The following is a 26,287-nucleotide window of genomic DNA, read 5'->3' as shown; positions in this document are numbered from 1 at the left end:
GCGGCTCGGGCGAGTGTCGCGGACATTATGCGAAGGCTCCCTATATCTAGGGATACTGCGCCACTGCCTGATCTGTTCGACTGGTATTCCCAAGGACAAGGGGAGTGCCAGAACGATGATCGACGTGATCGACAGTCAGCCGAAGCCGAAGGCCGCAATCCTCAGATCGATGTTCGAGGCGCGCAAGCGCGTCTTTGTCGACCTGTTGCAGTGGGACGTGCCTGTCCTCGAGGGACGCTATGAGATCGACCAGTTCGATGACGAGAACGCAGTCTATATCGTGCTTGTCGACCCGACCGGTGCGCATCTGGGTTCAGCCAGGCTTCTCGCGACTTCGGGACCCCATATCCTGGCCGACCTGTTTGCCCAGCTTTGCGACAGCGACGTACCGCGCGGCCCGGATATCCGGGAGATCACGCGCTTCTGCCTCGACCGCCGTTTGCGCGCGGTCGAGCGCCGCCATGTACGCAACCAGCTGGTCACTGCACTTGCCGAATATGCCCTGGCAAACGGGATATCCCGTTACACCTGCGTCGCCGAGCGGTCCTGGCTGGATCAAATTCTTCGCTTTGGCTGGCGCTGTAAGCTGCTCGGCCACCCCCTGAACCAGGGCAACGCGCTTTCAGCGCTCGCAATCGAGATCGACGACGACACGCCGTCATTGCTCGCCGATGCCGGTGTCTTCGAGCTTCCGGCTGCGCACATGATCGAGCGCAGGGCACTCGATTTCAGGGAGGTAGTATCGTGAGCACTTCAGCCATTGTCGAGGCGCGCGTCGCCGAGCTGAACGAAAAGGGCTTCTGCATCATTCCAAGTGTCCTTCCCCGCGCATTCATTAGTGCGCTCGACACCAGTCTCGCGCCGGTGTTTGAACGAACGCCCTGTTCCAGAGGCAATTTCTATGGGGAGAGCACAAAGCGGTTCGGTCGCCTGCTTGTGCGCGATCGGCGTGTCGCAAGTCTTGTGCAGCACAGGCTGATCCTCGAGATTGTCGAGACGGTTCTCGGTCCGTTTTGTGATCGCATCCAGCTCAACGTCACCCAGGCGATCGAGATCCATCCGGGCGAGCTCGCGCAGGCGCCGCACCGCGACCAGGACATGTGGGCGGGAGAAAAGGGCCGCATCGAATATCTGTTGAATGTCATCTGGCCGTTGACCCCGTTTACGCACGAAAACGGCGCAACCATGATCTGGCCAGGGTCGCATGGACGACACGCGCTTGAAGAGGAACCGCATGGCGATGCCGTGGCCGCCGAATGCGTGCCCGGCGCCGCAATCCTGTTTCTGGGCTCGACGCTTCACGGCGCCGGGCCCAATTGCAGCACAGGTGCGAGGCGCGGCCTCGTCATCGGCTATTCGCTTGGCTGGCTCAAAGCCTATGAGAACCCTTATCTGGCCTACCCACCCCAAGTCGCCCGCACATTCTCACCCGAGCTCGCAGCGCTTGTCGGCTATCGGCAGCACCGCCCAAATCTCGGCAATTTCGAAGGCCAATGCCCCTCGGTCGCGCTTGGCAACAACCTCCCCGATACACCTGGGGCAATCGATGCGCTTCGTCCCGACCAGGAAGCCATGGTCGCAGCGCACCTCGCGCGCGAGCGCGCCTCGGCCAGCGCGTCGCCAGTTCCATGAGCCCCGCCGTCATCATGGAACGCGTCTATGAGGCTTTGAAATATCAGCTCATGCATGGTGCCCTCGCCCCGGGTGCACGGCTTGATCCTGTAAGGCTGGCCGCCGACCTCAATGCCAGCGCGACGCCGGTAAGAGACGCGCTGCACCGACTCGTCGGCGAGCGGATGGTCCGATATTTCCCGCAGGACGGATTTCACGCCCCGATTCCGAGTGAATTCGGACTGCGCGATCTTTATCGCTGGCATCAGGATCTTGTCGCATCTGCGATGCGGCAGGGCCGGGACAAGCGGATCGACGAAGCCGCACTCGCCCTTGAGGCCAACGCCCCCGACGCGCACCGCCAGGCAGATACGACAATGCAGCTCTTCGCGGCTATTGCCGCGCTCAGCGACAATCTCGAGCTTCGACACGCCATAATCGGTTGCAACGAGCGACTGCATATTTCGAGGCTCGCCGAGGCCGAAGCGCTCGGCGGATCATTTTCAGACCTGCTCGAGATCGCCCATTTTCTGGCAAAGGGCGCTCAGCGCGAGGCGCTGAGCGCCCTTACCAGCTATCACCGTCGGCGCATGCGGGCGGTCCCAAGGATCACGGTCATGATCAGAACCATGGCGGGGGCAGATGCATGATTGTGTCATTGGCGCGCGGTCCGGTATCGAGGGCACGGCATATCAATGGCGGGCGGACCTGAAGCACTCGATATCGCGGTGGCTCACGAGCGTGCCTCCACCAGCCGTGCGCCACGGCGGTGAGCGAATTCACTGGCGCCCCGAGCTATGCTCAAGCGGCGTCGGCGTGAAACTGCATGTCAGGAACGACCCGCGCTCCGAGATTGATCAACTTGGCCTTGGTGGCCGCCGAAAGATCCCCGGTTGACAACGAGAGGCGCCGTTCCGAGGACACGAAAATCTGCGTCTCGCCTGCAACGAGCGATTTCGCTTTTCGGAATACATCCAGCGAGTTGGTCTTGATCTTGTACCGCATCAGTGACCGCCTGCCCGTTCAGCGTTCATACGACTTGATGGTTTCCGCACCATCAATCTGGGTCGATCGGATGATGTCGAACAACGCCTCTTCAGCTCCCCAGCCCCGCGCAGACGATCCTTGTCACTCAGCCGATGAAGGGCAAACCAGGGCCTTGCAGGAGGCCCCTTAGCAACGCACCGCCAATGACCACGACTAGCATCCAGAACTCAATTGCGATTGCTCTTTTCCGTTTCATATGTGTGATGATGCGCGATCGTGATGCGGGGGGATAGCCCACCAGTTCACCTGATCTCAGCATGTCGGCTAAGAGCTTCGTCAGCGCAGCGATTCCCCGCGCGCACAAGGAGACGCCATGTCGATTTCGCTCTACGAGGTAAGCATCCCCGCCTTCATTCGAGGCCTGCAGAATCTGTCTGCCATATTGGAGAAGGGACGCACCTTCGCCAATGAGCGCGACATCCCGCATACAGCCCTTCTGGGAGCGCGACTGTTCGAAGACATGGCTCCCCTCACCGCCCAGATTCAGCGCGCGAGCGACGCGGCCAAGTTCACCGCGGCGCGGATGGGGCAGATCGAAGCGCCCGTGTTCAAGGATGAAGAGGAGAGCTTCGACGATCTTCAGGCGCGGATCACGGCAACCATTTCATTCCTCAGGTCCGTCCCCGTCGACGCCATGGACGGTCGGGAGAATGCCGAGATCATACTTCAGACGCCCGGCGGCGATTTCAGCTTCAAGGGCACGAACTATGTGCTCGATTTTGCGCTGCCCAATTTCTATTTCCATGTGACGACCGCTTACGACCTTTTGCGGCACAAGGGCGTGCCGGTCGGCAAGCGCGACTATCTGGGGCCAATACTGAGCTGACGGTACCGCCTCATTCGCAGCCGACGCCATCCCCGTCACGGTCGAGATGCCCTCCATAGCCCGGATCGCCGCGCCGCACGGGAGTGGCACCGGCCGCCCGGGCGGCGCTGCAATTCACGAATGCTCCCCGAGATGACGACGAGCGCGAAAGTGCGTCGGGTGGACGCTGAGCTGGCCGGTGGCAATGATAGCCGCCGTTCTTGCGATCACGATGGCAGCCATGTGCATCAAGGCCGCCGCCATGCGCCATTGCCATGGCCGGCACTGTCAGCAACAGGCACCCTAACAAGATGCGCTTCATGAATCCCTCTCCCCATCGGCGCAACTGGCAGATCAAGGTTAAGGAAGCGCGTGGCGAGGCTGGTTAACGACGCGCCATGTCCCTGCACGCCCGGGCAACGCGTAATCCGTCATCCCAGTCGCGCCGGTAGGTGGCATGATGCCCCGAGAGTTGCAGACATGACAGATTGGCACCGCCTGCGGTCACGACGGCAATGGTGCGCCCATAGCGATCCTTCTTGATGCGCTCGACACGAATGGCGCGCCCGGCGATCCTGCGCCTCAGATTGTCACGCGACGCCACCGGATCGCCATCAGCGCACCGGCGCTGCGGGGGGCAGCGTCCCATTTCCGGGGCATCGATGCCGAGAAGGCGGATGCGCTCGTCGCCGCAGCGAATGCTGTCGCCATCGGTTGCCTGGCAACCGGTGAGACTGGCGGCCATCACCAAGGCTAGCAACATCATGCGCCCGCCTCGGCAGAGCGGGCCGCTGGCTTGCTGTTTTTGCGTGGAGGTAGCGTACGGATCGTTGCTGCATATTCGGCGATGAGCACGAAGACCCAGAATTCGATACCGAGGGCCTGGCCGCCCAGGGCAATGTCCCCGATGCGCACAACCAGCAGAACGAGCGCGAGCAGCCGGAACCAGAGGTGACTGCGTGCCGGCCGGTCTGCACGCAGCGAGGCCGTCAGCATCATGAAGAAGCTGCCAAGGCCGAAGACGATATAATCAAATACGTGCTCGGACCTGTAGAGACCACTCAGCATCGCCGCGAACCAGAACAGCCGCGCGATAGCATATTGTGTCTGGCGGGTCAGATGGCAAAGCTTGACGATGAGCGGCATGAACAGCGTCTTGCCGATCCAGTGATCGATCCGGGCGAGCATGGGTATGCTCATCGCCTGTGCGCCCGCCACTTGCAAGAGCAGTATCGCAGGATGGTCCCGATCAGGCCGCGCGTGCGACCTCACGATCGGAAGAAAATGTAGCGACAGACATTATCAGGCCGGGGAGATTGGCAGGCGGGCCATCGTCCCCGGCAAAGTCACGTCAGGCGCGACAATGTCGCCTTCTCTCTGGCTGGTCTGTCCTCTACAGAAGCGCGCAGCCTTGGCGTCATCGCCAGCCTTGCCGGAGCGCAGCTCGTTCGACATCGGCGTCGAACGGGCCATCAGCCATCATCGGATCGGCGGCGGCAAGAATCTCGGCGCTTCCTGCCTGGCGATAATCCGCCTGCTGCGGCGCGGTGCCCATCAACTGGCGCAATTGCCAGTCGTCACCCACGCGGCAGGCAATTCCGGCGAGCGTCCTGGCTTCGAAGGTGCGGCAGATCGCGCCAGATGAATCGCGAAAGGTCAGCCCGATCCGCGTTTTGGCATCGCGCGGCTGGGTGGAGGCGAGCTGGGTGTCGAGCGCCTTTTCGAGCGATCCGTGCGCGAACAGCGCTCCGCCCTTTCCGCTGACTGGCGGGGGATTGAGATCGATCGCCTGCCCCACCAGCAGTCCGACCACCAATGTCGCCACCATAGCGGCCCAGTTGCCCGAAGATATAGCCCGACGAGGGCGATCGCGCCTTTCCTTCACCGCTCGGAAATCGGCGACACTGGTCTGGATCTGCGCCTTGAGGTGATCGGGCACCGGCTCGGCGACGATGGGATCGAAGTGCGCGCCGAGCCGCGCAGTCAGCGCGCGGTGCGCCTCGATCTGCCTTGCGAGCGTCGGGTTTTCGGCAATCGCGCGCTCGACGCGCTTTGCCGCAAGGTCGTCGAGCTCGCCATCGGCATAGGCCATGAGTGTTTCCGGATCGATCGTCATGCCGCCTCTCCCAGTTCGGCCATCAGCGCCTGGCGCCCGCGCACCAGCCGCGAGGTCAGCGTTCCCATCGGAATGTCGAGTATCTCGGCGGCCTCCTTATAGGCAAAACCCTCGACCAGCACGAGCGCGACTGCCTCGCGCTGCTCGGGCGGAAGCTTCGCCATTGCACGGTCGACATCGTTCAACTGCGCTGTCATTTCGACGCGCTGCTCGCCATCGTCTCCCACGTCCATCCCCTGTTCCTCGGGCGCGAAGATCTGATCGCGCCGTGTGCGGGTGCGGACCTCATCGATCCAGAGATTGCGCATGATCCGGTACATCCAGCTGTCGAGCCTCGTTCCTTCCTGCCACTGAGTCCGCGATCTGAGCGCGCGTTCGATTGCGCCCTGGCACAGATCGTCGCCATCGGCAGGGTTGCGCGACAGCGTCATGGCAAAGCGTCTGAGCCGCGGAAGCAGCGCCAGCAGGTCGCTTTCGAACGCCATCAAGCCATCGCCCTTTTGCTTCTCATGCGGATGAAACGGATGCCGCGGCGCGTTTCATCCCCGACATGACGAAATTCACAAAGAAATTTCAATCGCGGGGTGACTGCTTTAGGCCATGGGCATGAAGAGACCATCGGTGTTGCTGTTGGCTATCGGGCTTGCTGCGCTTCCCGCAATGGTCGCCGCCCAGATCGGACTGCCCGGCGTACCGGGTGCCGGCGCGGTAATCGACCGCGTCATGAAGACGCTCACGCTCGATCAAATCGAGGGCGCCGATCCGGTCAATCTCGCTGACCGGCTGGTCGACGCGCGGCTAGCTCGGATCGACGCGCTGGTGTCCCGTCACCGCGATTTGATCGAGCGCGATGAACGCGATGAGCCCGCGGTGCGTGGCGTATTACTGGTAACCGGCGCGAGCGCCGAACAGATCGCCACAGCCACTCGGGGTGGCTTCGCGGTGATCGGGCGTGAGACGATCGCAGGGATCGACATCGATTATCACATGCTTTCGGTGCCCGCGGGCGAAAGCCTTGCCCGCGCGATCAAGCGCGCACGCAAGCTCTTGCCTGGCGCCGAGGTGAGCGCCGACCATCTCTATTTTGCGAGTGGCCCGGCCCCTTCGCTTCAGGCAGCGGCGCTCGCTGCGACCGGCCGGGTGAAAGATTCAGTGAACAGCAGCGCAATCGGACTGATCGATGGCGGGATTGCCCGGCATCCAGCACTTACAGGCCGGGTCGAACAATCCGGCTTTGCGCGCGGTGCACCAGCACCGAGCGCGCACGGCACAGCGATTGCTTCGCTCATCGCGGGGCGCGGTGCGATCCGCGGCGCGTCGCCCGGAACACCGCTGCTCGTCGCCGATATCTATGGCAGCGATCCTGCGGGTGGTAACGCGGTCGCGATCGCGCGTGCGCTCGGCTGGATGACTGCGCGCAAGGTAAGCGTAGTGACGATGAGCCTTGTGGGACCGCCCAACCCGCTGCTCCAGCGTGCGGTTGGCGCGGCACGGGACCGCGGCGTCGCGATCGTCGCGGCGGTTGGCAATGACGGTCCCGCGGCCCCCCCTGCCTATCCCGCGTCCTATCCGGGCGTCATTGCAGTGACCGGGGTAGACGCGAAGAACCGTGCCCTGCCCGAGGCGGGACGCGCGATGCATCTCGACTATGCAGCACCTGGCGCCGACATGCGGGCAGGCGCGGTCAATGGCGCGACAGCCAGGGTGCGCGGCACCTCGTTCGCGGCGCCCTTCGTGGCGGGTCGGCTGTTCGCGCACTATGCCAGGCCCAATCCCGCTGCGCGTGCGGCAGCACTTGCCAGGCTCACCGGCGAAGCGCGCGATCTGGGCAAGAAGGGGCCCGACAAGCTCTATGGAAACGGCCTCGTCTGCGGAGATTGCGCGACCAAGTGAAATCTTTTCGTCCACGGCCGGATTAAAGCCGGAGTCCCTATCGTTAGCCCATATGAGAGCGCATCGCAGAGCGCCCTCATGGTTCAACGAAGGAGATATCCGATGAAGACCCTTCTTTTCACCAGCGCGACGCTCGCGCTTGTCTTCGCGGCTCCCGCCCAGGCCCAGTTGCTCGGCGGTGGCGGTGGCCTGGGCGGCGTTGGCGGCCTGGGCGGTACGATTGGCGGAGTTACCGGCGGCGTGACGGGCATGGGGCGTAGCACGGGCGATATTGGCGCCGAGCGCAGTATCGATCGTCGTTCGGGCAAGGCTTCGGTGAGGACGCGCGGCAACGGCAGTGCCGATGGCACGGCCTCGGGATCGGGTGACGTCATCGGCAAGACGCTTTCGGGTGGCGCCAGTGGCGGTGCCGCAGGCTCGGCTGACGGTGGCGCCGATGCGCAGCTCGTCGGCACCGACTACGTCCGGGGCAATGTGGGTCAGGCCGCCGGCACCGCTGAGGGCATGGTAGGCAGCGCGCGCAGCACGGCTGAGGGCCCCATCAAGGGCGCGACCGGTTTGGCGACGAACGCCAGCGGCAGCCTGGCAGGCAGCGCACAGGCCATGGCGCAAGGCAGCCTTGGCCAGCTCGCGCTCGCCGGGACGGCAGCGGCCAATGGCGCGGGCGCCTTTGCAATTGAGCGTGGCATGGCGGTCGAGGATGCCCGAGGACGATTGATCGGAACGGTCGAGAATGTCCGCACCACGTCGCGCGGCACCGTAGAGTCGGTGCTTCTGACTGTGGGTGATCGGACCGCATTGCTGCCCGCCGCCAACTTTGCGGCTTCGGGATCGGGCAATGCGCTCATTTCGGGCATGACGAGGGGTGACGTCAAACAAGAGGCAAAGCAGCAGGAAAAGGAAACCGGTCAGGCGCAGGCCGCCGACAAGCCGGTCCGAACCGATCGGCGCTGAGGTTTTGCCCTTGGCAGAACAGGCAAATGAAGGCCCATGCTGGTCAACGACCGGCATGGGACCGTCAACCCAGGGTCGCAATTGCAGAAGTGACACAAACGGTTTGATCGACCGGTGCGGCCCAAGGATTGAGCCTGGTTCAACACTATCATGCAGCACGCGCCTTTGCCGCGGGCACCAGTCTCAAGGCCTGCGGCGCAGCGACCAGACAAGCGCCGACAGGCTCGTGATGAGCGCGGAAAAGGCAATGATCAGCGGAGCATCGATGATGAGCAAGGCATCCTCCATTGTCGAAACACTAGCAATCGCACAATCTGTAGGAAAGAACATTTCATGAACATGCGCGCGCGCCGGATCGTGGCATCTGGCAGCGGGCTTGTTCACGGCCGCGACCGCGTGCAAGATACCCCCGCAGCGCCGCATGCCGGCAGGCGCGCTGCGGGATTTCACCCTGCCAGGCATCAAACGCGCCCGTCCGCTGGACGGGTGGCCGTACCGGACCAGCGGCGCCAGGCCGCAACGGCGGCACACCTGACTGACGCATTGCCGTCCGGCACAACCGGGCGCCGATCGCTGCCGCCAGGTTCGAGCAGATGCCCGATTGCTTTGCTAAGTGTTGCTGCACGCCCTCAAGTCCAGGCGAACAGGTTTGAGCGGTGCGCCCGGTGACCGCTGGCCGCTGGAGCGTGCCGCGGATGACGAGGCGGCGCTCGACATGGACCGCCTGTTTCGCAGCGAAGCGCCGCGCCTCAGGCTGTGGTTCAGCGCGCGTACGCGCGACATCGACGCCGCGAACGACATGGTGCAGGAGACTTTTCTGCGGCTCTCGTCAAACGAGGCGCACCTAAGGCTTCGCAATCCCGCAGCCTGGCTGCAGCGCGTCGCGCGCAACCTGCTTATCGACAAGGCACGGCGCGACGCGAGCCGGCAGGCGCATCTCCATGTCCCGCTCGACGAAGCGATGGATGCAGGCGTCGCCCCTGATCAGGCGGCGCGGATCGAAGCCGGGCAACTGCTGGAAAGCTATGAGCGCGCTATTGCCCAACTGACCGAGCGGACGCGACAGGTCTTTCTCCTGCACCGCGTGGAAGGCCTGAGCTACCGCCAGATCGCCGAGCGACTTGCGATTAGCGTATCGACGGTCGAATATCACATGATGCGCGCGCTTGCCCATCTCGACCGTGTCCTGGACGACGCATGAAGGAACCCGCCGCAACCCCGGAACGCGAACGCAAAGACCAGCTGCGTGAGCAGGCGGCCAGATGGTTCGCCCGCATGCGCCGCGACGATGCCGAACGCTTCCGGCAGGAATTCGAGCACTGGCTCGCAATCCCTGAGCATCTCGCTGCCTATAACCGGATCGCGGGGCGCTTTGCCGAAGCAAAGATCCTGCGCGGATCGCACCGCGCACCGACAAGGCCCGCCAGGAGACGCACGGCATTTGCTGCGCTGCTGAGCATCGCGACACTTGCTGCATTTGGAACCGTTGCGCTCGTCGCTGCCCGAATTGTTTCTTGGCCAATCGGGCGTGACGCACATGCCACGAGCCAGATCATGACCGCGCACGGCGAGATTCGGCGCATTCGCCTCGGGGACGGATCGGTCGTGACGCTCGACACCGACAGTCTGGTCAGCGTGGCGCTTGGCAGCCGGAGGCGCGCATTGCGGCTCGAGCGCGGTCGCGCGCGCTTTGAAGTCGCGCATGAGGCACGCCCGTTCGTCGTGACGGCTGGAGGCGGCAGCATCACCGCGCGCGGCACGATCTTCGACGTCGCGCTTGACGGTTCCAAGGTAGAGGTTGCGCTCATCGAGGGACGCGTTGATGTGGTGCCTCAAGTCTCGGCGGACACAAGGGCCCGGCGACTGCCACATCGCCTGGAACCGGGCGAAGCGGTCGCCTTTCAACAGGGGCAATCGCGCTCCCTGCCCTCCTTCTCTTCAGCCACGCCACCCGGCTGGCCCGAGGCGATGATCGATGTCCGCAACAGGCCACTGAGCGACGTGCTTGTCTTGGCTAACCGTCATGGGTCCGTCCGGCTCGTTGCGGGTGATATGCGACTTGGGCAAATCACTGTCTCGGGCCGTTTCCGCATCGACGACGCCGGACGTCTGGCGGAAAATCTTGCCCGGCTGCTCGACCTCGAGGTTGACCGTTCGACCCCGGGGAGCATCGTGCTCAAACGCCGGCACGAAAAAATTTCACCCGCCCCCTAAGGTCCCCCGCGCAGCCTGCGTCGACCTCCCCGAACCGATGCCGCCCGTCTCCAGGTGCGGCCAGACAGGGGGAGGACAGGATGAAATATGTGCAGAACCGATATGGGCTCGCCATGCTTGCAGGGGTCGCTGCAGTCACGATGATGCCCACAGCGCGGGCGCAATCACCCCATGGTGCGCCGATGCGCTGGGATCTCCCGGCCCAGGATCTTTCCGATGCGCTGGTCGCCGCCGGCAAGGCCTCGGGCCGGGAGATCATATTTTCAGACACAGATGTAGCGGGCAGGCGCGCGCCTGCGCTCATCGGCGCGCACAGTCCCGAGGCGGCGATCGCGCTGCTGCTCGAAGGAAGCGGCCTTGTCGCCGAATGGCGCGATGGAAGTGTCATCGTGCGCAGGCGCCAGGCGGCAGAGGACGAAACGGGCTCCGATATCGTCGTCACCGGTTCGCGCATCCGTGGTGCCTCGCCCGCCACGCCTGTGATCCGCGTGACCGGAGAGGATATTCGAAATGCAGGCCAGGCCGATCTCGGCGAGACGCTGCGCAGCATCCCGCAGAATTTCAATGGCGGCCAGAATCCGGGCGTCGGCAGCGGCGTGCGCGGCGCCGACAATATCAACATAAACTCGGCTTCGAGCCCCAATCTGCGCGGGCTCGGCCCCGATGCGACGCTGACGCTCGTGAATGGCAGGCGCCTTGCCTATGGCGGCGTCAACAATGCGGTCGACATCTCTGCCATCCCGGTCGATGCGGTCGACAGGGTCGAGCTCGTCGCTGACGGAACATCGGCGCTCTATGGCTCGGATGCGGTCGCGGGCGTCGTCAACATCCTGCTGAAGCGCGATTTCGACGGGCTGTCGGCCAGCGGCCGCTGGGGGGCGGCAACCGAAGGCGGCGATGTCGAGCAGCAATATGGCCTGGTCGGCGGCACGGACTGGGGCTCAGGCTCATTCATCGCGGCCTGGGACTGGTCGAAGACCAGCGCGATCCTCGCGCGCCAGCGCGACTATGCGAGCGCACTACAGGCCGACACAACGCTTTATCCCGAACAAAAGGCGCAAAGTGCGGTACTGAGCGCTCACCAGCAACTGGCCCCGGGCGTCAGGCTCAGTGCCGATGCGCTTTACAGCACGCGCAAGCACCGCATCCAGGCGCCCTTCTCGGCGGACCAGCCCTATGACCAGTTCGGAACGCTGAGCCGCGCGGATTCCGAGCGCTTCTCGATCGCGCCCGAACTCACGGTCGCGCTTCCGGCCAACTGGTCGCTCGCGGCAGGCCTTGTCTATGCCGAGGACAGGACGCGCCTTTCGACGATCCTGGCGGTCGGTGGTGTCGACCAGTATGATACCCGGATCTGTTTCTGCAACGCGCTCACCACGGCAGAGCTCAGCGCCGATGGCGGCTTGTTCGACCTGCCCGCCGGCACCGTCAGGATTGCGCTTGGTGCAGGTTACCGCGAAAACATCCTCGACCAGCAGCGACGTCGCTTCAGCTTTGTCGGCGCTCCGACACAACAGTCGCTGTTCAGGGCACGCCAGGAAAGCTGGTATGGCTATGGCGAGCTCTTCATGCCGCTTGTCGCACCCCATATGGAGGTGCCGGGGCTCGACCGGCTGAGCCTTTCGGCCGCGCTTCGCTACGAGAATTATCCCGGCATGGACGAGGTGGCGACGCCCAAGCTCGGTCTTGTGCTTGAGCCAAATCCCGATCTCAGCCTGTCGGCAAGCTGGGGCAAATCGTTCAAGGCACCGACGCTCTACCAGCAATTTCTCGACCAGCAGACATTGCTCCTGAACGCGGCGGGGCTTGGCACGGGCTATCCGGCCGGCAGCACCGTTCTCTATATTTCGGGCGGGAATCCCGATCTCAGCCCCGAGCGCTCGACCAACTGGACCGCGACGTTTACGCTCCATCCGCGCGCCCTGGCCGGTTTCGAGCTCGAGCTGAGCTATTTCGATGTCGCCTACGACAGGCGCGTGATCGAACCGATCCCCTCGGCCGCCGGCGTGCTCGACAATCCCGTCTATGCGGGCTTTGTCACCCTGTCGCCGAGCCCGGCGCAGATCGAGGCGACGATTGCCGCCTCGGGCCTCGGGCTCAACAATCTGACCGGACGCCCTTTCAACCCTGCAAGCGTCGTCGGCATCGTCGACAACCGCTTCACCAATGTGAGCCGCCAGCGCGCACAGGGTGTCGATATTGCGGGCCGCTACCGGATCGAGACCGGGGCCGACGGCACACTGACGCTGTCGGCATCAGCGAGCTATCTCGAAAGCCGACGCCAGCTGATTGATACCCAGGATTTCGCGCCGCTTGCCGGCACCATCTTCAATCCGCCGCACTGGCGTGCGCGCGCAGGTGCGACCTGGGCCGATGGCGGCCTCACCCTGTCAGGCTGGTTCAGCTATACAGGCGGGGTCACCGATGACCGGACCACGTCGCACGATAAGGTCTCGGGTCAGACCTCCCTTGATCTGACGCTGCGCTATCGGACCGAGCCCGGCCAAAAATTTTCGTCGAATATGGAGTTCGCGCTCATGGCGCAGAATATCCTCAACGACGAGCCTGACACGATCCGCACCGATGTCGTCCAGTACACGCCCTACGACTCGACCAATTATTCGTCGATCGGGCGCTTTGTCGGCCTTTCGATCACCAAGCGCTGGCAATGAGGGGCAGTGTGATCATCGCCGCGCTGCTTGTCTCGGGCAGCGCGGCCCCGGCCATGGCTGCATGCGACGATCTGATGCCAGCCGCGAAAGAGGCCGCGCAGGACCCGCTTGTCCCGCTCGATCTCGCACGACTGCGCGACATCGGCCAGGCAACCGACCGGATCGATCTTGCGAGCCCGCTCAGCGTCTCGCCTGACGGCCGCCAGGTCGCATTCGTCCTGCGCCGCGCGGACGTCTCCACCAACAGCTATTGTCAGGGACTGGTCGTGGCCGATCTGGCGGACGGGCGCACCGCGCGTCTCGTCGACAAGGGCGGCGATCTGATCCGCGAAAGCTATCCGCTCTTCGGCCATGCCCTTCCTGAAAGCGGGGTAGCACGCGTGATCACCCCGCTCTGGTCGCCGGACGGCCGACGCATAGCCTGGCTGAAGCGGACGGGATCCGCAGCGCAAATCTGGCTCGTAGATGTCGCGCGCGGGGCCGGCACCGAGGCCACCGGGCTCGCAGCGGGGGTCGAGGACTTTCGCTGGGCGAGCGACGGCAGGCATATAATCCTTGCCAGCCGGACGGGCATCATCCCGGGCAAGGCAGCGCTCGAGAAGGAGGCACTTGGCGGCTATCTGGTCGACAATCGATTCCGTCCGTTGAGCGCCCGCTATCCCTTTCTCAGGAATGACAGCATTGAGACGCGCTATTTCGCGCTTGACCCCGCAACAGGCCAAATGCGCCCGGCAAGCGCGAAGGAGGGCGCTCTGCTTAACGCGGATCGGGGAGCCGCGCCCACAGGCCCCCTCAAATCCTCGCGGTCGCCGGGTGGCGCGCTGGCATGGACGCGCGCGGATCCCGCTGACATGCTCAAGCGGTCGCTCTTCGTCAGCAAGGCCGGTGCTCAAATCGAATGCAGCGCCTGTCGCGGCGAGATCGCCGATCTGTGGTGGGGTAAGGACGGGCTGCTCTATTACCTCACCCGCGAAGGCGAGGCACGCAGCCAGACGGGTTTGTATCGTTGGCGTGCAACCAGCGACAGATTGCCCGAGCGCCTTTACCTTGGCGAGGACCTGCTCCTTGGCTGCCGAACGACCGCACAAGCAGATATGATCTGCCTGCAGGAAGACTCGCTTGTGCCGAGAAGGCTCGTCAGCTTTGATGCCGAAAGCGGTGAAATCCAGCCCTTCTGGGATCCCAATCCGGGCATAGGGAAGCGCGCAAATGTCACGGTCGAAAGGCTCGGCTGGACCAACAGTTTCGGTATCGCCACCTTTGGCGACCTTGTCCTTCCTGTGCGACGAAAACCCGGCGAACGCCTCCCCCTCGTGATCGTCCAATATGGATCGCGCGGCTTTCTTCGCGGAGGCACGGGCGATGAATATCCGATCCTGGCGCTCGCAGCGCGCGGCTATGCGGTCCTGAGCTTCCAGCGCCCGCTCCACTGGTCACTCGAGGCCGCGCGGCGCGGGGCCGGCGCGGTCAGTGACAGCGAGGACCAGGCCGACCGCAAGAGCGTCCAGTCCTCGCTCGAAACGGGTATCGCACTCGTTCTTCGACGCGGCATCGTCGAACCCGCGAAGATTGGCATCACGGGTCTCAGCGACGGGGCCACGACGGTCCACTGGATGCTCACGCAGACAAGGTTGTTCGCGGCCGCGGCAATGAGCAGTTGCTGCCTCGATCCCGGTCTCCTGCCCCTCCTGGGGGAGGCGCAGATCGCGGCACTGACAGCCGACGGTTTTCCGCCCCCAGGCGAAGAGGGAGACAATTTCTGGGCTCAATCCTCGCTTTCGAGAAATGCGGACAAGGTCGAGGCGCCCATATTGATGCAGCTGTCCGACGACGAGTTCCTGGGCGCGCTTGAAAGCTATTGGGCCTTGAAGACCAGGGGACGCCCGGTCGAGATGCGTGTCTTCCCGGGCGAACGGCACATCAAGTTCCAGCCAGCGCACCGGCTCGCAATCTATGAGCGGAGCATCCAGTGGTTTGATTTCTGGCTGAGGGACGTCGAGGATCCTTCTCCCCTGCTCGCCCCGCAATATGCGCGCTGGCGCTCGATGCGCGACGAAACGATGTTGCAATTGAAAAGGGGGGAGCGAGGATAGCGACGCCGAGGGCCATCAAGAGCGTTGCCATCCTCGCGCTCGCACCATGCCCTACAGGGTCTTAAGAGAGCGTGATCACGATCACGCTTCCATGCAAAAGCGGCAGCGGAAAGCCATTCAGGCACGATCAAGCGCGCCGAGCGCAAGCAACACCCTGGCAGTTTCGAGATCCACGCCTGCGCGGATCGTCGTTTCGGCGGCGCGCCACAGAGCCCGCTCGCGCGACGTTGCTGCGCGCAGCTGGCCTGCCAGACCCGGTGCAACCAGCAACGAAATTTCTGCATCACCGCGCCTTTGTGTCCGCGCTCTATCCACGGGGTCGGCCACAATCCGGTCTATCGACGCAGGCACATTTACGATCGCGGCGTAGGGCGAGCGGCGCACCATGGTGTTCTCCGCCAGATCGCGGCCTTTTGGTATCCGATCGTCTCTCCGGCGCGCGCGAACAAGCGCCAGTTCAAGTCTACAGAGCGACAGCGCGTCCGACGGATCTGCCAGACGACCCCCGAGAAAGCTCAGAAACGCCTCGGCCTCGAGCTGGATATGGGCGCGCGTACCGCCACCTGCGCTCACCCAGGCCGAAAGATGTGCGGCCCGCTCACTGGAAGGCAGTGCGGAGAGCGTGAGCATGGCGGCGCGCGCGGCGCGGCCCTTGCACCACGATTGGCGAATCCGCGCGGTGAGTCCAAGGCCGGCATAGTTCATGCCCGGGCCAAGAAGGGCGCGATCGGTGCCATTCAGCATTTCGCCGCAGACGGCCCGCGTCAGCGCATGTTGATATTGCTCAAGGCCGGTCATGATGTCGCCTGGCTGGCGGCGACATGATGCAACCAAGCAGCACTCAGCCGCTCAAGCTCCCCGGCAATCGCGTCCGAGCCCATATGGACGGCATGTCCCTCCATGATCTCGAAGGTCAGGCCTGCAATATTGGGGCAGCGCGGAAGAGCCATCTCAAGCAGATGCCACACTGCCTCGGGGACGAGGCCGTCATGGGCATCGAGCCGGAAGCCTTCGGACCAGGAACCGCCGGCCACGTGAATCTCGATGACCCGGTCGAGCCGCAGCCGATCGAGCGTGTCCTCGGCGTCGATACCGTTGTTGACCGCATTGCAATGGAGATTGTGGAGATCAAGCAGGATGCCGCATCGGCCCCTGGCGACTATGCAATTGAGCAGTGCGGCTTCGTCCTCGATATCAGCGTCACCGGGGAGCGTTCCCAGATAATGGGCCGCGTTCTCGAGGAGAAAGGGGACACCATATCTTTGCGTCAGCGCGGATGCGCGCTCGGCGACAAGGTCGATCGCCTCATGGGTCAGTGGCATGGGCAATGGGACACCGGTCGCGACTTCGCCCCGCCCGTCGTCGCGATCGATCGTCTGGAAATGCAGATGCTCGCTGTGCCACCGGAACGGCCATGCCTGCCGAAAGGCATCGAGCATGCGGATATAGCTCTCATTCCACCGGCGTGCCGAACCAATGGACAGATCCACGCCGTGCACGACAATCGGCAGGGCGCCGCAGATTGCTCGCGCCCTTTCAAGGGCTTCGGGGAGCAATATTATGCCGTCCCCGAACCGATCCGGACCACATAATGTGTCGGGCACGATCTCGACAAAGTCGATGCACGCCAGGCGATAGAGTTCGGGATCAAGACCCGGCACATAGGGCAGGCCTGTGCCGAGCGGCGCAGGCCCGCACCACATTTCAGCATTGTCCATCTTCGGCCTTCGCGACCAGACGGCTCAGTGAAAGTTCTGTTCGAATGACATCACGCCGAGATCCCTGAATCCCGGGTCGGGGTCGCCGAGGAAATGGACGTCCAGAAAGGCGAGTTGCCCGCACTCGAGACATCCGGCCATTCCGGCCAGTTTTGCGATCAGTTCGTTGATCTGCGCAATTGTCTGACGTTCCGGGTTGAGGGTCAGCCTGGCTGACGCAATCCTGCTTTTGCTTTGCATGACAGACTCCATGTTTGAGAGGAGCGCCCGTGCCGTGATCATATACTTTTTGCCGCGTCGCTGACGGACATTTGCAGCCAGATTGGCGCTATGCGCAGAATCATAGGTACCGCCGATCGGGCGCATCTGCGCTCCATGCGCGCATCCAGGCCTCGGCGTCGACCAGTGCCAGGATGCGGTGGACATCTGGCCCCAGGGCAGCACCACATGTGAGTGACCGATCGATCGCGGCAGCGTCGAGCATGTCCGAGGAGGCCAGCACACCGCCCAGCAGCATCTCGCGCAATTCCGGGCGGTTGCGCTCGATGATCTCGACGCAAAAGGCGTCGGGCCCACCCTTGGTCCGGCGGTGCACGATGGCATTGGGCAAGACTCCCTCAAATGCCGCGCGCGCCAGCGACCGGTTCGCGCCATTGCGGCACCACTCCCAGCTCGGCACCGACAGGCATGCCTCGATTATGGGCTGCGAAAGCAGGGGCAGCACCGCCTCGGCACAACCCGGCACATAGGCATTCTGATATTTCTGAGTACGGATGATCGCAGCGATATGCGCGCGCTTGCCGGGCGGCACCCCCAACCTGGGTTCAAGCCAGGGATGCCAGGGCATGCATGCCGCCAACGCCTTCGCCTGTGCGCTCAGGAAGCGATCGTCCAGCGGCCAGGACCGGGTGCTACCCCGCAACATTTGGAGACATGCTGATCTGAGTACCGCCGGAACGCTGCAGGAGGTCAGTCGCGCGATGTCACGCGCGGTTTCGAATGCGGCCTCCAGACCCTCGGCCGCCAGGCGGTCGATCACCGGTCGCGCCGACGTGACGAGGCAAAAGACATTGTCGCCGCCATCGCCGCTGAAGATCGCATCGGCGCCGGATGCCCGGGCCTGCGCCTGACGGCGGCGATCATAGCCCTGGGCAAAGGTACGCGCGCTGAGCCAGGGCTGATGCTCGGTGGTAGAGTGCTGAAGGTCGATGTCGCCATGGTCATAAATGTCTGTGGCAAGCGCAAAGCCGAGCGCATCGGCAAGGAGCCGCGCCCAGGGGCGCTCGTCGCCACAGGCATCCACGGTCGCGATGGTGAGCAATGAGACCGGACGCCTCGACCGGGTGAGGCTTGCCGCAATGATCGAGGAATCGAGCCCGCCCGACACGGTGACGAGCAGCCTTTCATGGCAGGATGCAAGTGCCACGATCGAGCGCTCGACGACTGACCGCAACCCGGCTGCGCTGACCGGTTGTTCGCGTATGAACTCAAAAGGGCTCCAGATCGTGCGCACGCGAATTTCGCGGCCCATGGTGAGCATCGTGCCGGGCAGAAGTTCGGTCACCTCCTCCAGCCCGGTTCGCGTGCCGTGATGGCCGGGTCTGTTGAGATGAGCAGCAACGAATGCCAGGTCGACCCGCGGGATCAGAAGACCGGCGTCGACCAGCAGCCGCACATTGCTGGTCAGAAGCGCCAGACCCGGACGCGGCACCCAATAGACCGGCACCGCCCCTGAAGGATCGCGAAGGGCCCAGACCTCCCCGCTCTCCTTCTCGGCACCAATTGCGACATAGCGTCCCCAGAAGTTCTGGCAGACAAAGCCTCCCGGATCAGTGGCAATGGTCTGCGCCACCGGGTGTGAGACACGCTTCAGTCGCGCGAAGGTCTGCCGCTCGAAAAGAGCACCAATTATCGCCAGGGGCGGATTCTGCGTCGCGAGCACGGGAACATCATCATCTGCCATCAGCGTAAAGCCCTGGCACGCGAGGCGCGTCTGTAGCCCGAGCGCGCCCAGCTGTCGTTCGACGATCCTGCGCCCGCCGCGATCGGGGCCCGTCACCAGGAGCCAGCGCCGAGCCATCATATGACCAGGATGGGCGTGAAGAGCCGGGCATGTTCGACGCGGTCATTGAGTACGATGCCGCCCGCCTCGACCCAGCAATGCGCGGCGAAGGGCCGCGCGGTGACGCCAAAGACGAGCTCGGCAGCGACACGGCGTCGGCGCAGTGCACCAAGCAGCGCAATCGACCTGGCGAGGCAGCGATCATGTGGGGAGAGCCAGAGATCGACCGAAAGATGCGCGCTCACTATGCCGGCCATGACGCTCGGCCCGGCCATCTCCGCGCAAGCGCGAGAAGCTGTGGCTGGCACCAGCCGTTCGATCATCCAGTGCAACGGGCGGTGACGTGTCAGCCAGTCGGCGCGAAGCTGCGCCCCGAACGCACATGCAGTGCTCCGCCGGGTCGCCGGGCGCTCGTGCGCGGGATCGAATTCAGAAACTGGCGCTGTCGCGCTCTGGGGTTGGGGAAACACGTCGCCGGGTGTCGCGATGAGCAACCCGCTTCGACTGAGCTCGCTAGGAATGGATGCCTTCGGATGCCCGGGCGTCTTGACGAGATCCCGAAATGCGCGATCGACCATGTCGTCCAGGCGGAAATAGCGATCGCGCCTCAGGTCCAGGAAGATCGCGCGGTCCCCGGCGATGCAGAAGGAAATGCCGGGGCGAAGCGTCCATCCCATGGTGGTATTTCCGAACGAAGCGGGCGCACGGCCCACAAAGCCGTGCGCCCGACAGCGTCAGTCGTCGGTCAGACCCGAGAGGGGATATTGTTCGTCGGGAATATCGCGCTTGCCCACGCCATTGCCGCGGGTCTCGACACTTGCGGTGCCGAGCTCGATCTCGAGGCTTTCACTGCGTTCGTTCAGGTGTTCCATGACTTGGCTCCAATCTGTCCGCAGCCAGTTGCGGACGAGATGAAGCTAAAGCGCTCGCGATTGTATAAGAAAATTATACTGAAACTGCAGAACGATTGTTTGAAATGACCCGACGTCCACCGCCTCGGCTTGGATCGGTGCGCGGAGTTGCTCGTCGACCGTGGCGCAGCCATGTGCGATAACACGCAACCCTGAAGTTGCCTATCGACCTTCACTATCCGGCAGATATCCGACCCAGCTTCACGATCGCTGCAAAAAAAGATCCGCCGTTCGCGACCAACGGCGGATATGAGGGAGGGTCTTCGAAAGAATGCCCGATGCTATCGGGCAGCGCGCTTCAGGACCAGCGCCATTGCCTCCGATCTGGTTCCTTGGCGTCGCCAGTCAGCCCGGCAGCAGGCAATATATCGCTCCATAATGGAGGCTTGGCACACAGCATGGGCCGAACCTTGCAGGTCATCGCCCCAGCTGACCAAAGGTCATCACCTGCCCGACCAGTTCTGTGCCCCGCTGGGTCAGCACGAGCCAGGCGCGGCGTGCGTCGCGTTCATCGGCACGGCGCACGACAAGGCCCACGCTCTCAAGCTGGCGAACCCATCGAAGGGCCGTCGTCATGGGGACAGCAGCGGCAAGACACGCATCAGTCACCGAGACCCGGTTGCCCCGCGCTTCGGCGACGAAGAGGTCCAGCAGGATGTCCCAGGCGGGATCGCCGAAAAGACCGGGCGGAAAGATCCGCTCGCGAAACCGGCGCTGGCGAAGTTCACTTGCCGCAAGATCGGTCTGGCGCGAGAGACTGAGCGCCACCTGACTCTTGTCCTCGCCCATCACTTCGAGCACCGCCGAGATGTCGAGCGCTGAACCTTGCACGCTCCGGGCAAGGACTGTGAACATGCTCGAGGCAATCTGCAGCTGTGCAGCCATGTTGGTGACGATCCGTGCGGTGTCCTCGCTTCGGGGATCGCATTGGCGAGTACTTGCCATCATTGCCCCCCTGACAGGCTGTGGATCATGTGGTGGAAGCGTGCATGACATTTCATGACTGTGCCCTTGTCGACTGCAACAGGCCCAGGCGCCGGAAGCTTGCCCATCCGCTGCGCGCGATGACCAGGTGATCGAGAATGTCGATGCCGAGCGTACGGGCCGCGTCGACCAGTTCGCCGGTGGCGGCGATGTCGGCATCACTTGGCACCGCCTCACCCGATGGATGATTATGCGCAATGACGATGCCACAGGCATTGAGCTCAACTGCGCGCCTGACGATTGCCCTTACCGAAAAGGGTACGCGATCGACTTCACCTCTCGCCATGATTTCATCACTCAACAGCCGGTTTCGGACATCGAGAAACAATGCGCGGACTTCTTCGGATGGCAGATGGGCCATGCGGGCGAAGAGATAGTTGGTGACGGCTGTGCTGCCGCAGAGCACCGGTGCGCTCAGCACCTCGGTCCTGAGCGTCTGGAGCGTCGCCTGGCGCACCAGCTGCATCTGCATTGCAGCCTGCTCGCTCCCCGTAATTTCGCTGATGCGCGCCGGGGGTGCGGCCACGACGCCCGCAAGAGTGCTGTAGGTCTGGATGAGGCGCTCCGACCAGAGCTCGGCTTTTTCCGGCTCTACGACCCGAAGGAGCGCGTCCAGGATGGATCGGCCCCGTATTGCATCACACGCCGCTGATGGCCCCAGATCCCGATCGTCAGAATCAGCATCATCGGATAGACCCAGATTGCCATCAGAAAGGCATAGGCCCATCGAAGGATCGTAGGATCGAGGATCTTCACCGCGTGCACCACAACCGCGACGCCCTGCAGTCCTGCTATCCATAAGGGCCAGAACCGCTCCGCCTTGAGTGCGAGCGCCAGCAAGGCGAGCCATACCGCCAGGTCGATGAGAAAGGCTGACGTCTCCACCGACTGGAAGCGCGTCGCAAAGGGTTGATAGGTCAGCGTCGTCAGGACGGTGCCCGTCAGGATGATGGTGGCAGCCGCCCGCTCGGGGCCGCCGCCACGCAACCATGCATAACCGAAGCAGGTGAGCAGCAAGGCGTAGAAGACGTAGACGCGCATAGGCGAACCCGACCATTGTCATTCGCTCCGGTCAAGCCTCGCCGTCACGCGGCCGATACGAGCTTCAGCGGTTTGTCCTCTCCGGTTGGTTCGGATGGCAGGGGCGGACAATCCGATCCGTCGCCGATCGCGTAGGGCCCAAGCCCGGCCTGTGCGCGTACCGTGACAAGATTCTCATGCGCTGCGACGAGGCGGCTGCGAAGCTTCATCGCAAGCGCCATGGCTTCGCCCGCATTGTCAAAGGCATCCTGTCCCATTGAGGCGGGCACATTGGTTGCCATGCGGGCTTCGGAGAGGCCGGAAATAAGCGTTGCGATCTTGCAGACCATGAGATCGGCGGCGCGTTCGCTCTCGTTTATATCGGACGCGATTCTTCGCGCCAGTGACAGGCGTTGATTGAGCATGACGTCTCTCCTGCCCGGTCGCAGAGCCACCAGACATCAATTGGGCGTTGAAAGGTTCAGGCGTCGGCGGCGACCGCGCTCGCAATACGGCCGATCGTCTCGGCCGCGCTTGCCAGAAGCGCCAGCGAAAGGATGATCAGGACCATGATACCAAAGATCCAGACCAGCCGTTCAACGGGCTTCAGATGGTTGCCACGTCTTCCGTCGAGCGGGATCGGAAGAAGCCACTTCGGCCGGTCCACCGGTACGCCTGCATCGAAGGGCGACCGCCCCTCGCGCAATTCCGTTTGACCGGCCCCGTTCTGCTTGACTGCATCACCCGCCGACAACGCTTTGGCTATTCCGCTGGAGGGCCTGGGCACAAGCTCCGGCGATTGGGTACCCAATTGCTGGGGGGGCTGCGTTTGCTCGAAATCCGCGAACATGCGCGCGGCCTGTTGCCGGTTCCTCGCGCCAAGGATTGCGATAGCCGCCTTCAGATGCTTGTCGACGGTGTCCGAGGCAATGCCAAGCTCAAGCGCGATTTCCTTGGATGTCATCAGGCGTGCAACCATGCGCAGGCATTGGCGCTGCGTTGGCGTCAGCCTGTTGATTCGTCCCTCATCCACGGGCGCATGATTAGCACGAACCGACATTGTTCTTACGTATCAGAATCGGGACACCGTTGCGATATCGCAACATCGCGGGTAATCCGCAGCACACAGCGCGCGCGACCTCAGGGGCGCGCGCTACGCTCCGGGGCGCGGAGCCAAGGTCGTGCAGTGCTGCGAGGTGCAATGCCGGCCCCGTGGCCGACCGGGTCAGACGGGACGGGACCGGGCTGCACGATTGTGCTGCACCAGGCGCCCTGCCCCAAATCCTGGCCGCTCGCAATTGGATCAGAGGCGTTCGCATGCAAGCGTCCCGAAAACGGACATCGGCCCCGGCTCGTGCCCTTTCCCGACATCCAGCCACCCCTTTTCGTAGCCTTTTCCGCTCGCCGCCAAGGCGCCGCCTGAACTCGCCTGTATCGCTTCAATATCACAACAACTTGCACCATTGCGGATGAATCGGGTGATTTTCCTTGAGTGCGAATCCCGAAATTGCGCAAATTGCACTGTTGTTTCGGCAACGCGGGCGGCCGGGTGGCCGATGCGCATGTTCAGGCCATAGGCTAAAGGCACCGGCGCGCGTCTCAAGAGCGTCTCACAGCTCGGCCGCCTGCAATCGGCTGACCCGGAAGCGGCACGGAAAAGACCGCATGCGTCCATGGCTCGACTCCGATGGCAGGGGCCGCTCATGCTTTCGACACGAACGGCCATCGCCTGCGCGGATTTCCTTTGCTTGCCCGCATCCAGCGCATGGCGGCTACGCTGTTAGCTGAGAAATAAATTGCTCTGCGTGATGGCGGTCACGCGCATTTCCGATCCCGTGTCCTATTCACAAGGCGCGACCCGAGGGGATCAGATATTCCATCTGATTTCCGAAATAACTCAGGCCCGGCGAACCTCGCGTTCGCCGGGCCGCTTTTCCTTATGGCGTCGCCCCACGAGAACGGTTGACAGCATCCGCCCCTGAATATTGGGTGGGTCGGCAAATATTTGCTGGGGGTGACAGCTTGCTCGAAGCGGAACGGCTGGCCGTAATAGAATCGGTATTTTCCTGCCGTCACGATGCCGCGGTCGCGCTTGGCACCGCCGTCCGGGAGCTGAGTGTGCCCGGCAAGCACGTGGTTGCCGGTCAAGGCGACGTGGCGCGCCATTGCTGGCTGGTGGTCGACGGTGTCGCCCAGGCACAGATCAATTCGTCCGATGGCCAGCTTACCCTTCTCGCCTCCTATGGCCCTGGCGAGATCTTCGGAAGCTATCCCGAGCCCGCGCCGCTCCGTGCGGACATCGTCGCGTTGGGCGCGCTCAGGCTGCTTTCGATCGAGACGGGAATCCTCGTCGATCTCGCACGTCGCAATGCAGAGATCGCGCACGGCCTGTCGCTGCTTCTCGCAAGACAGCTCGATGTTCTGCTCGATCGCATGGCGGCAAGAACAACGCTCAGCGCGACGGGTCGCGTCTATGCTGAATTGCTCCGGCTCGCAGACGCCTCCAACCGTATCGAACCACCCCCGGTTCTCTCGGCGCTCGCGCTCACCGTTCACACGACGCGCGAGACGACATCGCGGGCGATCGCACACCTTGTTCGACGCGGAATAATTGATCGATCCGACGCGGCGCTCGAGATCATTTCACCCAGGCTGCTCGCCGAGCTCATCGCCTGACACCGGATCGGGGAAAAGGCCGTAAACAGGCAAATCTCCAACAGCACTGCGGATGCTCCCCATGGGCTCCACATTGGCTGAAGGTATTTGGAGCGAAAGCGCGAGCGCAGCCGGCTCACTGAGCGCGAGCGCCCCCCCGACATCCGAGGAGGCGAGGGCGAGGCAGCGCTCAAAGCGTCCGGCGACCTGCGCACCCGACACGGCACGATAGTCGAGCCCCAGCCGCGCATCCGGATGCCGCGAGGCAAGGACCTGGGCCAGGCGCGCGGTATCAGTGAGCGAGACGTTGCCATAAACGACATAGCCGTCATGCTCGGCCAGGCGCATGCTCTCACCGGGCAACGCGACTGCCAGTTCGAGAGGTAACGTCAGCAGCGCGGTAGCCCGTGCGGTAGCCGGGAGAGTCGCCCGGCTGATATTGCTTCGCTCGACCGCAACATGGCGTACCTCGCGCCCGTGACGGCTCCAGTCGGCTTCACCTTCGCACTGGCCATCCTCACCCACTGCCTCGACGCGAATTGCAATGGCCGAGGATTGCAGGCGCCGAGCTTCGCGGATCGCAAGCCCCATTGCCGCCTGACGCGCGATTGAAACCGATGCCTGGCTGAGCGGTTGCCAGTCATCGAGGATCAGGACCGAGGCAGCTTCTTCCATGAGACGCTGGAAGCGCGCTTCCCAGGCTGCGCCGTAGGGCACGACGGATGACTCGATGAACAGCTCCGCCGGGCACGGCAGCACCGCATGAAGGTGTCCGCCAAGGCGAAGTGCCTCTTCGGCCACCAATATGTCGGCACCCGCCGCGAGCGCGCCCACCACATTGGCCGGACCAATGTCCTGGAGGCTTGCAGCAATCGCCCCCCGCGCCTTCGCATCATCCCCGGCAATTCCCATTATGCCTTCGAAATGCAGTGAAGGCGGCGGGCGATAGTGGTCTAGCCAGGCGGCATCCCATCCCATTTCGTTCGAGATCATCGCGAACTGGCGCAGCGTCGAGGCGTGATCCTCCCATGCCTCCGCCTGACCCCGGATCGCCTGAGCGAGAATGGCGTCGGCCTCCTCCCTGCGCTCTAGCAGCAGCAATGCCTCGGCCCTTGTGGCATCGAGCCAATAGGGGGTTTCTGGCGCGCAATCGCCGCCATCTATCAGCTCCAGCGTCTCAACCGCCAGCTGACGCGAACGCTCCCGCCGCCCGGCAAGGAGCGCGAGCGTTGCTGCATTGATGAGCGGATAGGTTGCGCGGGCCATGTGCGATGCCCGCTCATAGGCAGCGATCGCCTCGCTCAGCAAAGCTTCGCGGGCCTCGCCACGTACACGAGCGGCGCGGTCCTTGAGCAAACGTCCATGGACCGTGAGCACCTCCGGATCATCAAGGCGCGCGTCAAGACCTTGAGCACGAAACAGGATCAAGGCCTGTTCGAGCGCCCCTGCGCGCGCCAGTCGCGTGATGCCATTGAGCCGCGATAAGTCCATGCCCTGGTCTTGTTTCATATCGCTCATCGGGGCGCCACCCG

The 26,287-nt window shown here is 63.5% G+C and carries 30 protein-coding genes; 11 read left to right on the top strand and 19 right to left on the bottom strand.

Translation table 11 applies throughout. The annotated features are described in order from the left end of the window. Positions 1 to 115 precede the first annotated feature (115 nt). The 3 genes from MKI88_RS06505 to MKI88_RS21405 are packed head-to-tail and all read left to right on the top strand — an operon-like array spanning position 116 to position 2,261. Positions 116 to 748, top strand: a complete 633-nt coding sequence (locus MKI88_RS06505; RefSeq protein WP_241630147.1) for an acyl-homoserine-lactone synthase — start codon at positions 116 to 118, stop codon at positions 746 to 748. Beyond that, complete coding sequence (locus tag MKI88_RS06500) at positions 745 to 1,632, top strand: phytanoyl-CoA dioxygenase family protein (RefSeq protein ID WP_241630146.1); 888 nt, start codon at positions 745 to 747, stop codon at positions 1,630 to 1,632. The genes MKI88_RS06505 and MKI88_RS06500 overlap by 4 nt, the downstream gene beginning before the upstream one ends. Next, positions 1,629 to 2,261: a GntR family transcriptional regulator gene (locus tag MKI88_RS21405; protein WP_281063717.1), complete on the top strand. Its 633-nt coding sequence runs from the start codon at positions 1,629 to 1,631 to the stop codon at positions 2,259 to 2,261. Before MKI88_RS06500 ends, MKI88_RS21405 begins: the two co-directional genes overlap by 4 nt. A gap of 151 nt (positions 2,262 to 2,412) precedes the next feature. Here the strand turns inward: MKI88_RS21405 and MKI88_RS06490 are convergent, their stop codons facing one another. Continuing rightward, positions 2,413 to 2,616: a hypothetical protein gene (locus tag MKI88_RS06490; RefSeq protein WP_241630145.1), complete on the bottom strand. Its 204-nt coding sequence runs from the start codon at positions 2,614 to 2,616 to the stop codon at positions 2,413 to 2,415. A 355-nt stretch (positions 2,617 to 2,971) separates the two neighbouring features. Between MKI88_RS06490 and MKI88_RS06485 the strand changes: the two genes are divergently transcribed. Beyond that, positions 2,972 to 3,484 (top strand): DUF1993 family protein, encoded by a 513-nt coding sequence (locus MKI88_RS06485; protein ID WP_241630144.1) that lies wholly within the window; start codon positions 2,972 to 2,974, stop codon positions 3,482 to 3,484. A 10-nt stretch (positions 3,485 to 3,494) separates the two neighbouring features. Here MKI88_RS06485 and MKI88_RS06480 read toward each other — a convergent pair whose 3' ends face one another. The 5 genes from MKI88_RS06480 to MKI88_RS06460 form a co-directional block, all read right to left on the bottom strand. Continuing rightward, the gene (locus MKI88_RS06480; RefSeq protein ID WP_241630143.1) at positions 3,495 to 3,785 is read right to left on the bottom strand and encodes an excalibur calcium-binding domain-containing protein; all 291 of its coding nucleotides are present in this window, start codon (positions 3,783 to 3,785) and stop codon (positions 3,495 to 3,497) included. Positions 3,786 to 3,848: 63 nt separating this feature from the next. Then, the gene (locus MKI88_RS06475; RefSeq protein WP_241630142.1) at positions 3,849 to 4,229 is read right to left on the bottom strand and encodes a thermonuclease family protein; all 381 of its coding nucleotides are present in this window, start codon (positions 4,227 to 4,229) and stop codon (positions 3,849 to 3,851) included. Continuing rightward, positions 4,226 to 4,663, bottom strand: a complete 438-nt coding sequence (locus MKI88_RS06470) for a hypothetical protein (protein ID WP_241630141.1) — start codon at positions 4,661 to 4,663, stop codon at positions 4,226 to 4,228. Before MKI88_RS06470 ends, MKI88_RS06475 begins: the two co-directional genes overlap by 4 nt. 217 nt (positions 4,664 to 4,880) lie before the next feature. After that, complete coding sequence (locus MKI88_RS06465) at positions 4,881 to 5,579, bottom strand: anti-sigma factor (protein WP_241630140.1); 699 nt, start codon at positions 5,577 to 5,579, stop codon at positions 4,881 to 4,883. Beyond that, complete coding sequence (locus MKI88_RS06460; RefSeq protein ID WP_241630139.1) at positions 5,576 to 6,064, bottom strand: RNA polymerase sigma factor; 489 nt, start codon at positions 6,062 to 6,064, stop codon at positions 5,576 to 5,578. The genes MKI88_RS06465 and MKI88_RS06460 overlap by 4 nt, the downstream gene beginning before the upstream one ends. Positions 6,065 to 6,185: 121 nt before the next feature. Here MKI88_RS06460 and MKI88_RS06455 point away from each other — a divergent pair, with 121 nt between their 5' ends. From MKI88_RS06455 to MKI88_RS06430, 6 genes are all read left to right on the top strand, one after another. Beyond that, positions 6,186 to 7,472: a S8 family serine peptidase gene (locus tag MKI88_RS06455; protein ID WP_241630138.1), complete on the top strand. Its 1,287-nt coding sequence runs from the start codon at positions 6,186 to 6,188 to the stop codon at positions 7,470 to 7,472. A 102-nt stretch (positions 7,473 to 7,574) separates the two neighbouring features. Continuing rightward, complete coding sequence (locus MKI88_RS06450) at positions 7,575 to 8,426, top strand: hypothetical protein (RefSeq protein ID WP_241630137.1); 852 nt, start codon at positions 7,575 to 7,577, stop codon at positions 8,424 to 8,426. Positions 8,427 to 9,075: 649 nt separating this feature from the next. Continuing rightward, positions 9,076 to 9,627, top strand: coding sequence for an RNA polymerase sigma factor (locus tag MKI88_RS06445; RefSeq protein WP_241630136.1), 552 nt, complete (start codon positions 9,076 to 9,078; stop codon positions 9,625 to 9,627). Next, entirely contained in the window at positions 9,624 to 10,640 is a 1,017-nt protein-coding gene (locus MKI88_RS06440; RefSeq protein WP_241630135.1) for a FecR domain-containing protein, read from the top strand. The genes MKI88_RS06445 and MKI88_RS06440 overlap by 4 nt, the downstream gene beginning before the upstream one ends. An 80-nt stretch (positions 10,641 to 10,720) precedes the next feature. Next, entirely contained in the window at positions 10,721 to 13,312 is a 2,592-nt protein-coding gene (locus tag MKI88_RS06435; RefSeq protein ID WP_241630134.1) for a TonB-dependent receptor, read from the top strand. Then, positions 13,309 to 15,405 (top strand): Atxe2 family lasso peptide isopeptidase, encoded by a 2,097-nt coding sequence (locus MKI88_RS06430; protein WP_241630133.1) that lies wholly within the window; start codon positions 13,309 to 13,311, stop codon positions 15,403 to 15,405. Before MKI88_RS06435 ends, MKI88_RS06430 begins: the two co-directional genes overlap by 4 nt. 117 nt (positions 15,406 to 15,522) lie before the next feature. Here MKI88_RS06430 and MKI88_RS06425 read toward each other — a convergent pair whose 3' ends face one another. The 12 genes from MKI88_RS06425 to MKI88_RS06370 form a co-directional block, all read right to left on the bottom strand. Beyond that, positions 15,523 to 16,203, bottom strand: a complete 681-nt coding sequence (locus MKI88_RS06425) for a hypothetical protein (RefSeq protein ID WP_241630132.1) — start codon at positions 16,201 to 16,203, stop codon at positions 15,523 to 15,525. Next, the gene (locus tag MKI88_RS06420) at positions 16,200 to 17,123 is read right to left on the bottom strand and encodes a DUF692 family multinuclear iron-containing protein (RefSeq protein WP_241630131.1); all 924 of its coding nucleotides are present in this window, start codon (positions 17,121 to 17,123) and stop codon (positions 16,200 to 16,202) included. Before MKI88_RS06420 ends, MKI88_RS06425 begins: the two co-directional genes overlap by 4 nt. Before the next feature lie 24 nt (positions 17,124 to 17,147). Beyond that, the gene (locus MKI88_RS06415) at positions 17,148 to 17,489 is read right to left on the bottom strand and encodes a hypothetical protein (protein ID WP_241630130.1); all 342 of its coding nucleotides are present in this window, start codon (positions 17,487 to 17,489) and stop codon (positions 17,148 to 17,150) included. Continuing rightward, positions 17,464 to 19,182: an asparagine synthase-related protein gene (locus MKI88_RS06410; RefSeq protein WP_241630129.1), complete on the bottom strand. Its 1,719-nt coding sequence runs from the start codon at positions 19,180 to 19,182 to the stop codon at positions 17,464 to 17,466. The genes MKI88_RS06415 and MKI88_RS06410 overlap by 26 nt, the downstream gene beginning before the upstream one ends. Positions 19,183 to 19,202: 20 nt before the next feature. Continuing rightward, on the bottom strand, positions 19,203 to 19,862 hold the full coding sequence (locus MKI88_RS06405; RefSeq protein WP_241630128.1) for a lasso peptide biosynthesis B2 protein: 660 nt from the start codon (positions 19,860 to 19,862) through the stop codon (positions 19,203 to 19,205). Positions 19,863 to 19,919: 57 nt separating this feature from the next. Continuing rightward, positions 19,920 to 20,057 (bottom strand): benenodin family lasso peptide, encoded by a 138-nt coding sequence (locus MKI88_RS06400; RefSeq protein ID WP_241630127.1) that lies wholly within the window; start codon positions 20,055 to 20,057, stop codon positions 19,920 to 19,922. 456 nt (positions 20,058 to 20,513) lie between these two features. Then, positions 20,514 to 21,044 (bottom strand): MarR family transcriptional regulator, encoded by a 531-nt coding sequence (locus tag MKI88_RS06395; protein WP_241630126.1) that lies wholly within the window; start codon positions 21,042 to 21,044, stop codon positions 20,514 to 20,516. A gap of 49 nt (positions 21,045 to 21,093) precedes the next feature. Further along, positions 21,094 to 21,552, bottom strand: a complete 459-nt coding sequence (locus tag MKI88_RS06390; RefSeq protein ID WP_241630125.1) for a RadC family protein — start codon at positions 21,550 to 21,552, stop codon at positions 21,094 to 21,096. A gap of 119 nt (positions 21,553 to 21,671) precedes the next feature. Further along, positions 21,672 to 22,121 carry a hypothetical protein gene (locus MKI88_RS06385; protein ID WP_241630124.1) on the bottom strand — a complete coding sequence of 150 codons (450 nt, stop codon included), beginning with the start codon at positions 22,119 to 22,121 and terminating at the stop codon, positions 21,672 to 21,674. A gap of 44 nt (positions 22,122 to 22,165) precedes the next feature. Further along, entirely contained in the window at positions 22,166 to 22,525 is a 360-nt protein-coding gene (locus MKI88_RS06380; RefSeq protein ID WP_241630123.1) for a hypothetical protein, read from the bottom strand. A 56-nt stretch (positions 22,526 to 22,581) separates the two neighbouring features. Next, positions 22,582 to 23,160 (bottom strand): helix-turn-helix transcriptional regulator, encoded by a 579-nt coding sequence (locus MKI88_RS06375; RefSeq protein ID WP_281063716.1) that lies wholly within the window; start codon positions 23,158 to 23,160, stop codon positions 22,582 to 22,584. A gap of 243 nt (positions 23,161 to 23,403) precedes the next feature. Beyond that, positions 23,404 to 23,664: a hypothetical protein gene (locus MKI88_RS06370; RefSeq protein WP_241630121.1), complete on the bottom strand. Its 261-nt coding sequence runs from the start codon at positions 23,662 to 23,664 to the stop codon at positions 23,404 to 23,406. Between the two features lie 458 nt (positions 23,665 to 24,122). On the opposite strand from MKI88_RS06370, the gene MKI88_RS06365 reads away from it, so the two are divergent. Next, positions 24,123 to 24,776, top strand: a complete 654-nt coding sequence (locus tag MKI88_RS06365; RefSeq protein ID WP_241630120.1) for a Crp/Fnr family transcriptional regulator — start codon at positions 24,123 to 24,125, stop codon at positions 24,774 to 24,776. Here MKI88_RS06365 and MKI88_RS06360 read toward each other — a convergent pair. Then, positions 24,744 to 26,264 carry a TRAFs-binding domain-containing protein gene (locus tag MKI88_RS06360; protein ID WP_241630119.1) on the bottom strand — a complete coding sequence of 507 codons (1,521 nt, stop codon included), beginning with the start codon at positions 26,262 to 26,264 and terminating at the stop codon, positions 24,744 to 24,746. The two genes, MKI88_RS06365 and MKI88_RS06360, sit on opposite strands and share 33 nt — an antisense overlap. Positions 26,265 to 26,287 lie beyond the last annotated feature (23 nt).

Origin of the sequence: Sphingomonas sp. LaA6.9 (assembly GCF_022601895.1) — a bacterium.
Taxonomy (GTDB): domain Bacteria; phylum Pseudomonadota; class Alphaproteobacteria; order Sphingomonadales; family Sphingomonadaceae; genus Sphingobium_A.
Note: the sequence above shows the minus strand (reverse complement) of the source record. Positions and strands in the feature narration are given on the sequence as shown.

Excerpts from the sequence above, each read along its gene's own strand:
- MKI88_RS06390 (WP_241630125.1), bottom strand. The coding sequence starts at position 21,552 with ATGCAGATGCAGCTGGTGCGCCAGGCGACGCTCCAGACGCTCAGGACC.
- MKI88_RS06450 (WP_241630137.1), top strand. The coding sequence starts at position 7,575 with ATGAAGACCCTTCTTTTCACCAGCGCGACGCTCGCGCTTGTCTTCGCG.
- MKI88_RS06360 (WP_241630119.1), bottom strand. The coding sequence starts at position 26,264 with ATGAAACAAGACCAGGGCATGGACTTATCGCGGCTCAATGGCATCACG.
- MKI88_RS06440 (WP_241630135.1), top strand. The coding sequence starts at position 9,624 with ATGAAGGAACCCGCCGCAACCCCGGAACGCGAACGCAAAGACCAGCTG.
- MKI88_RS06470 (WP_241630141.1), bottom strand. The coding sequence starts at position 4,663 with ATGAGCATACCCATGCTCGCCCGGATCGATCACTGGATCGGCAAGACG.
- MKI88_RS06485 (WP_241630144.1), top strand. The coding sequence starts at position 2,972 with ATGTCGATTTCGCTCTACGAGGTAAGCATCCCCGCCTTCATTCGAGGC.
- MKI88_RS06465 (WP_241630140.1), bottom strand. The coding sequence starts at position 5,579 with ATGACGATCGATCCGGAAACACTCATGGCCTATGCCGATGGCGAGCTC.
- MKI88_RS06420 (WP_241630131.1), bottom strand. The coding sequence starts at position 17,123 with ATGGACAATGCTGAAATGTGGTGCGGGCCTGCGCCGCTCGGCACAGGC.
- MKI88_RS06405 (WP_241630128.1), bottom strand. The coding sequence starts at position 19,862 with ATGGGATGGACGCTTCGCCCCGGCATTTCCTTCTGCATCGCCGGGGAC.
- MKI88_RS06475 (WP_241630142.1), bottom strand. The coding sequence starts at position 4,229 with ATGATGTTGCTAGCCTTGGTGATGGCCGCCAGTCTCACCGGTTGCCAG.
- MKI88_RS06400 (WP_241630127.1), bottom strand. The coding sequence starts at position 20,057 with ATGGAACACCTGAACGAACGCAGTGAAAGCCTCGAGATCGAGCTCGGC.
- MKI88_RS06370 (WP_241630121.1), bottom strand. The coding sequence starts at position 23,664 with ATGCGCATCGGCCACCCGGCCGCCCGCGTTGCCGAAACAACAGTGCAA.
- MKI88_RS06460 (WP_241630139.1), bottom strand. The coding sequence starts at position 6,064 with ATGGCGTTCGAAAGCGACCTGCTGGCGCTGCTTCCGCGGCTCAGACGC.
- MKI88_RS06395 (WP_241630126.1), bottom strand. The coding sequence starts at position 21,044 with ATGATGGCAAGTACTCGCCAATGCGATCCCCGAAGCGAGGACACCGCA.
- MKI88_RS21405 (WP_281063717.1), top strand. The coding sequence starts at position 1,629 with ATGAGCCCCGCCGTCATCATGGAACGCGTCTATGAGGCTTTGAAATAT.
- MKI88_RS06455 (WP_241630138.1), top strand. The coding sequence starts at position 6,186 with ATGAAGAGACCATCGGTGTTGCTGTTGGCTATCGGGCTTGCTGCGCTT.
- MKI88_RS06430 (WP_241630133.1), top strand. The coding sequence starts at position 13,309 with ATGAGGGGCAGTGTGATCATCGCCGCGCTGCTTGTCTCGGGCAGCGCG.
- MKI88_RS06375 (WP_281063716.1), bottom strand. The coding sequence starts at position 23,160 with ATGTCGGTTCGTGCTAATCATGCGCCCGTGGATGAGGGACGAATCAAC.
- MKI88_RS06435 (WP_241630134.1), top strand. The coding sequence starts at position 10,721 with ATGAAATATGTGCAGAACCGATATGGGCTCGCCATGCTTGCAGGGGTC.
- MKI88_RS06385 (WP_241630124.1), bottom strand. The coding sequence starts at position 22,121 with ATGCGCGTCTACGTCTTCTACGCCTTGCTGCTCACCTGCTTCGGTTAT.
- MKI88_RS06415 (WP_241630130.1), bottom strand. The coding sequence starts at position 17,489 with ATGCGCCCGATCGGCGGTACCTATGATTCTGCGCATAGCGCCAATCTG.
- MKI88_RS06480 (WP_241630143.1), bottom strand. The coding sequence starts at position 3,785 with ATGAAGCGCATCTTGTTAGGGTGCCTGTTGCTGACAGTGCCGGCCATG.
- MKI88_RS06505 (WP_241630147.1), top strand. The coding sequence starts at position 116 with ATGATCGACGTGATCGACAGTCAGCCGAAGCCGAAGGCCGCAATCCTC.
- MKI88_RS06380 (WP_241630123.1), bottom strand. The coding sequence starts at position 22,525 with ATGCTCAATCAACGCCTGTCACTGGCGCGAAGAATCGCGTCCGATATA.
- MKI88_RS06425 (WP_241630132.1), bottom strand. The coding sequence starts at position 16,203 with ATGACCGGCCTTGAGCAATATCAACATGCGCTGACGCGGGCCGTCTGC.
- MKI88_RS06490 (WP_241630145.1), bottom strand. The coding sequence starts at position 2,616 with ATGCGGTACAAGATCAAGACCAACTCGCTGGATGTATTCCGAAAAGCG.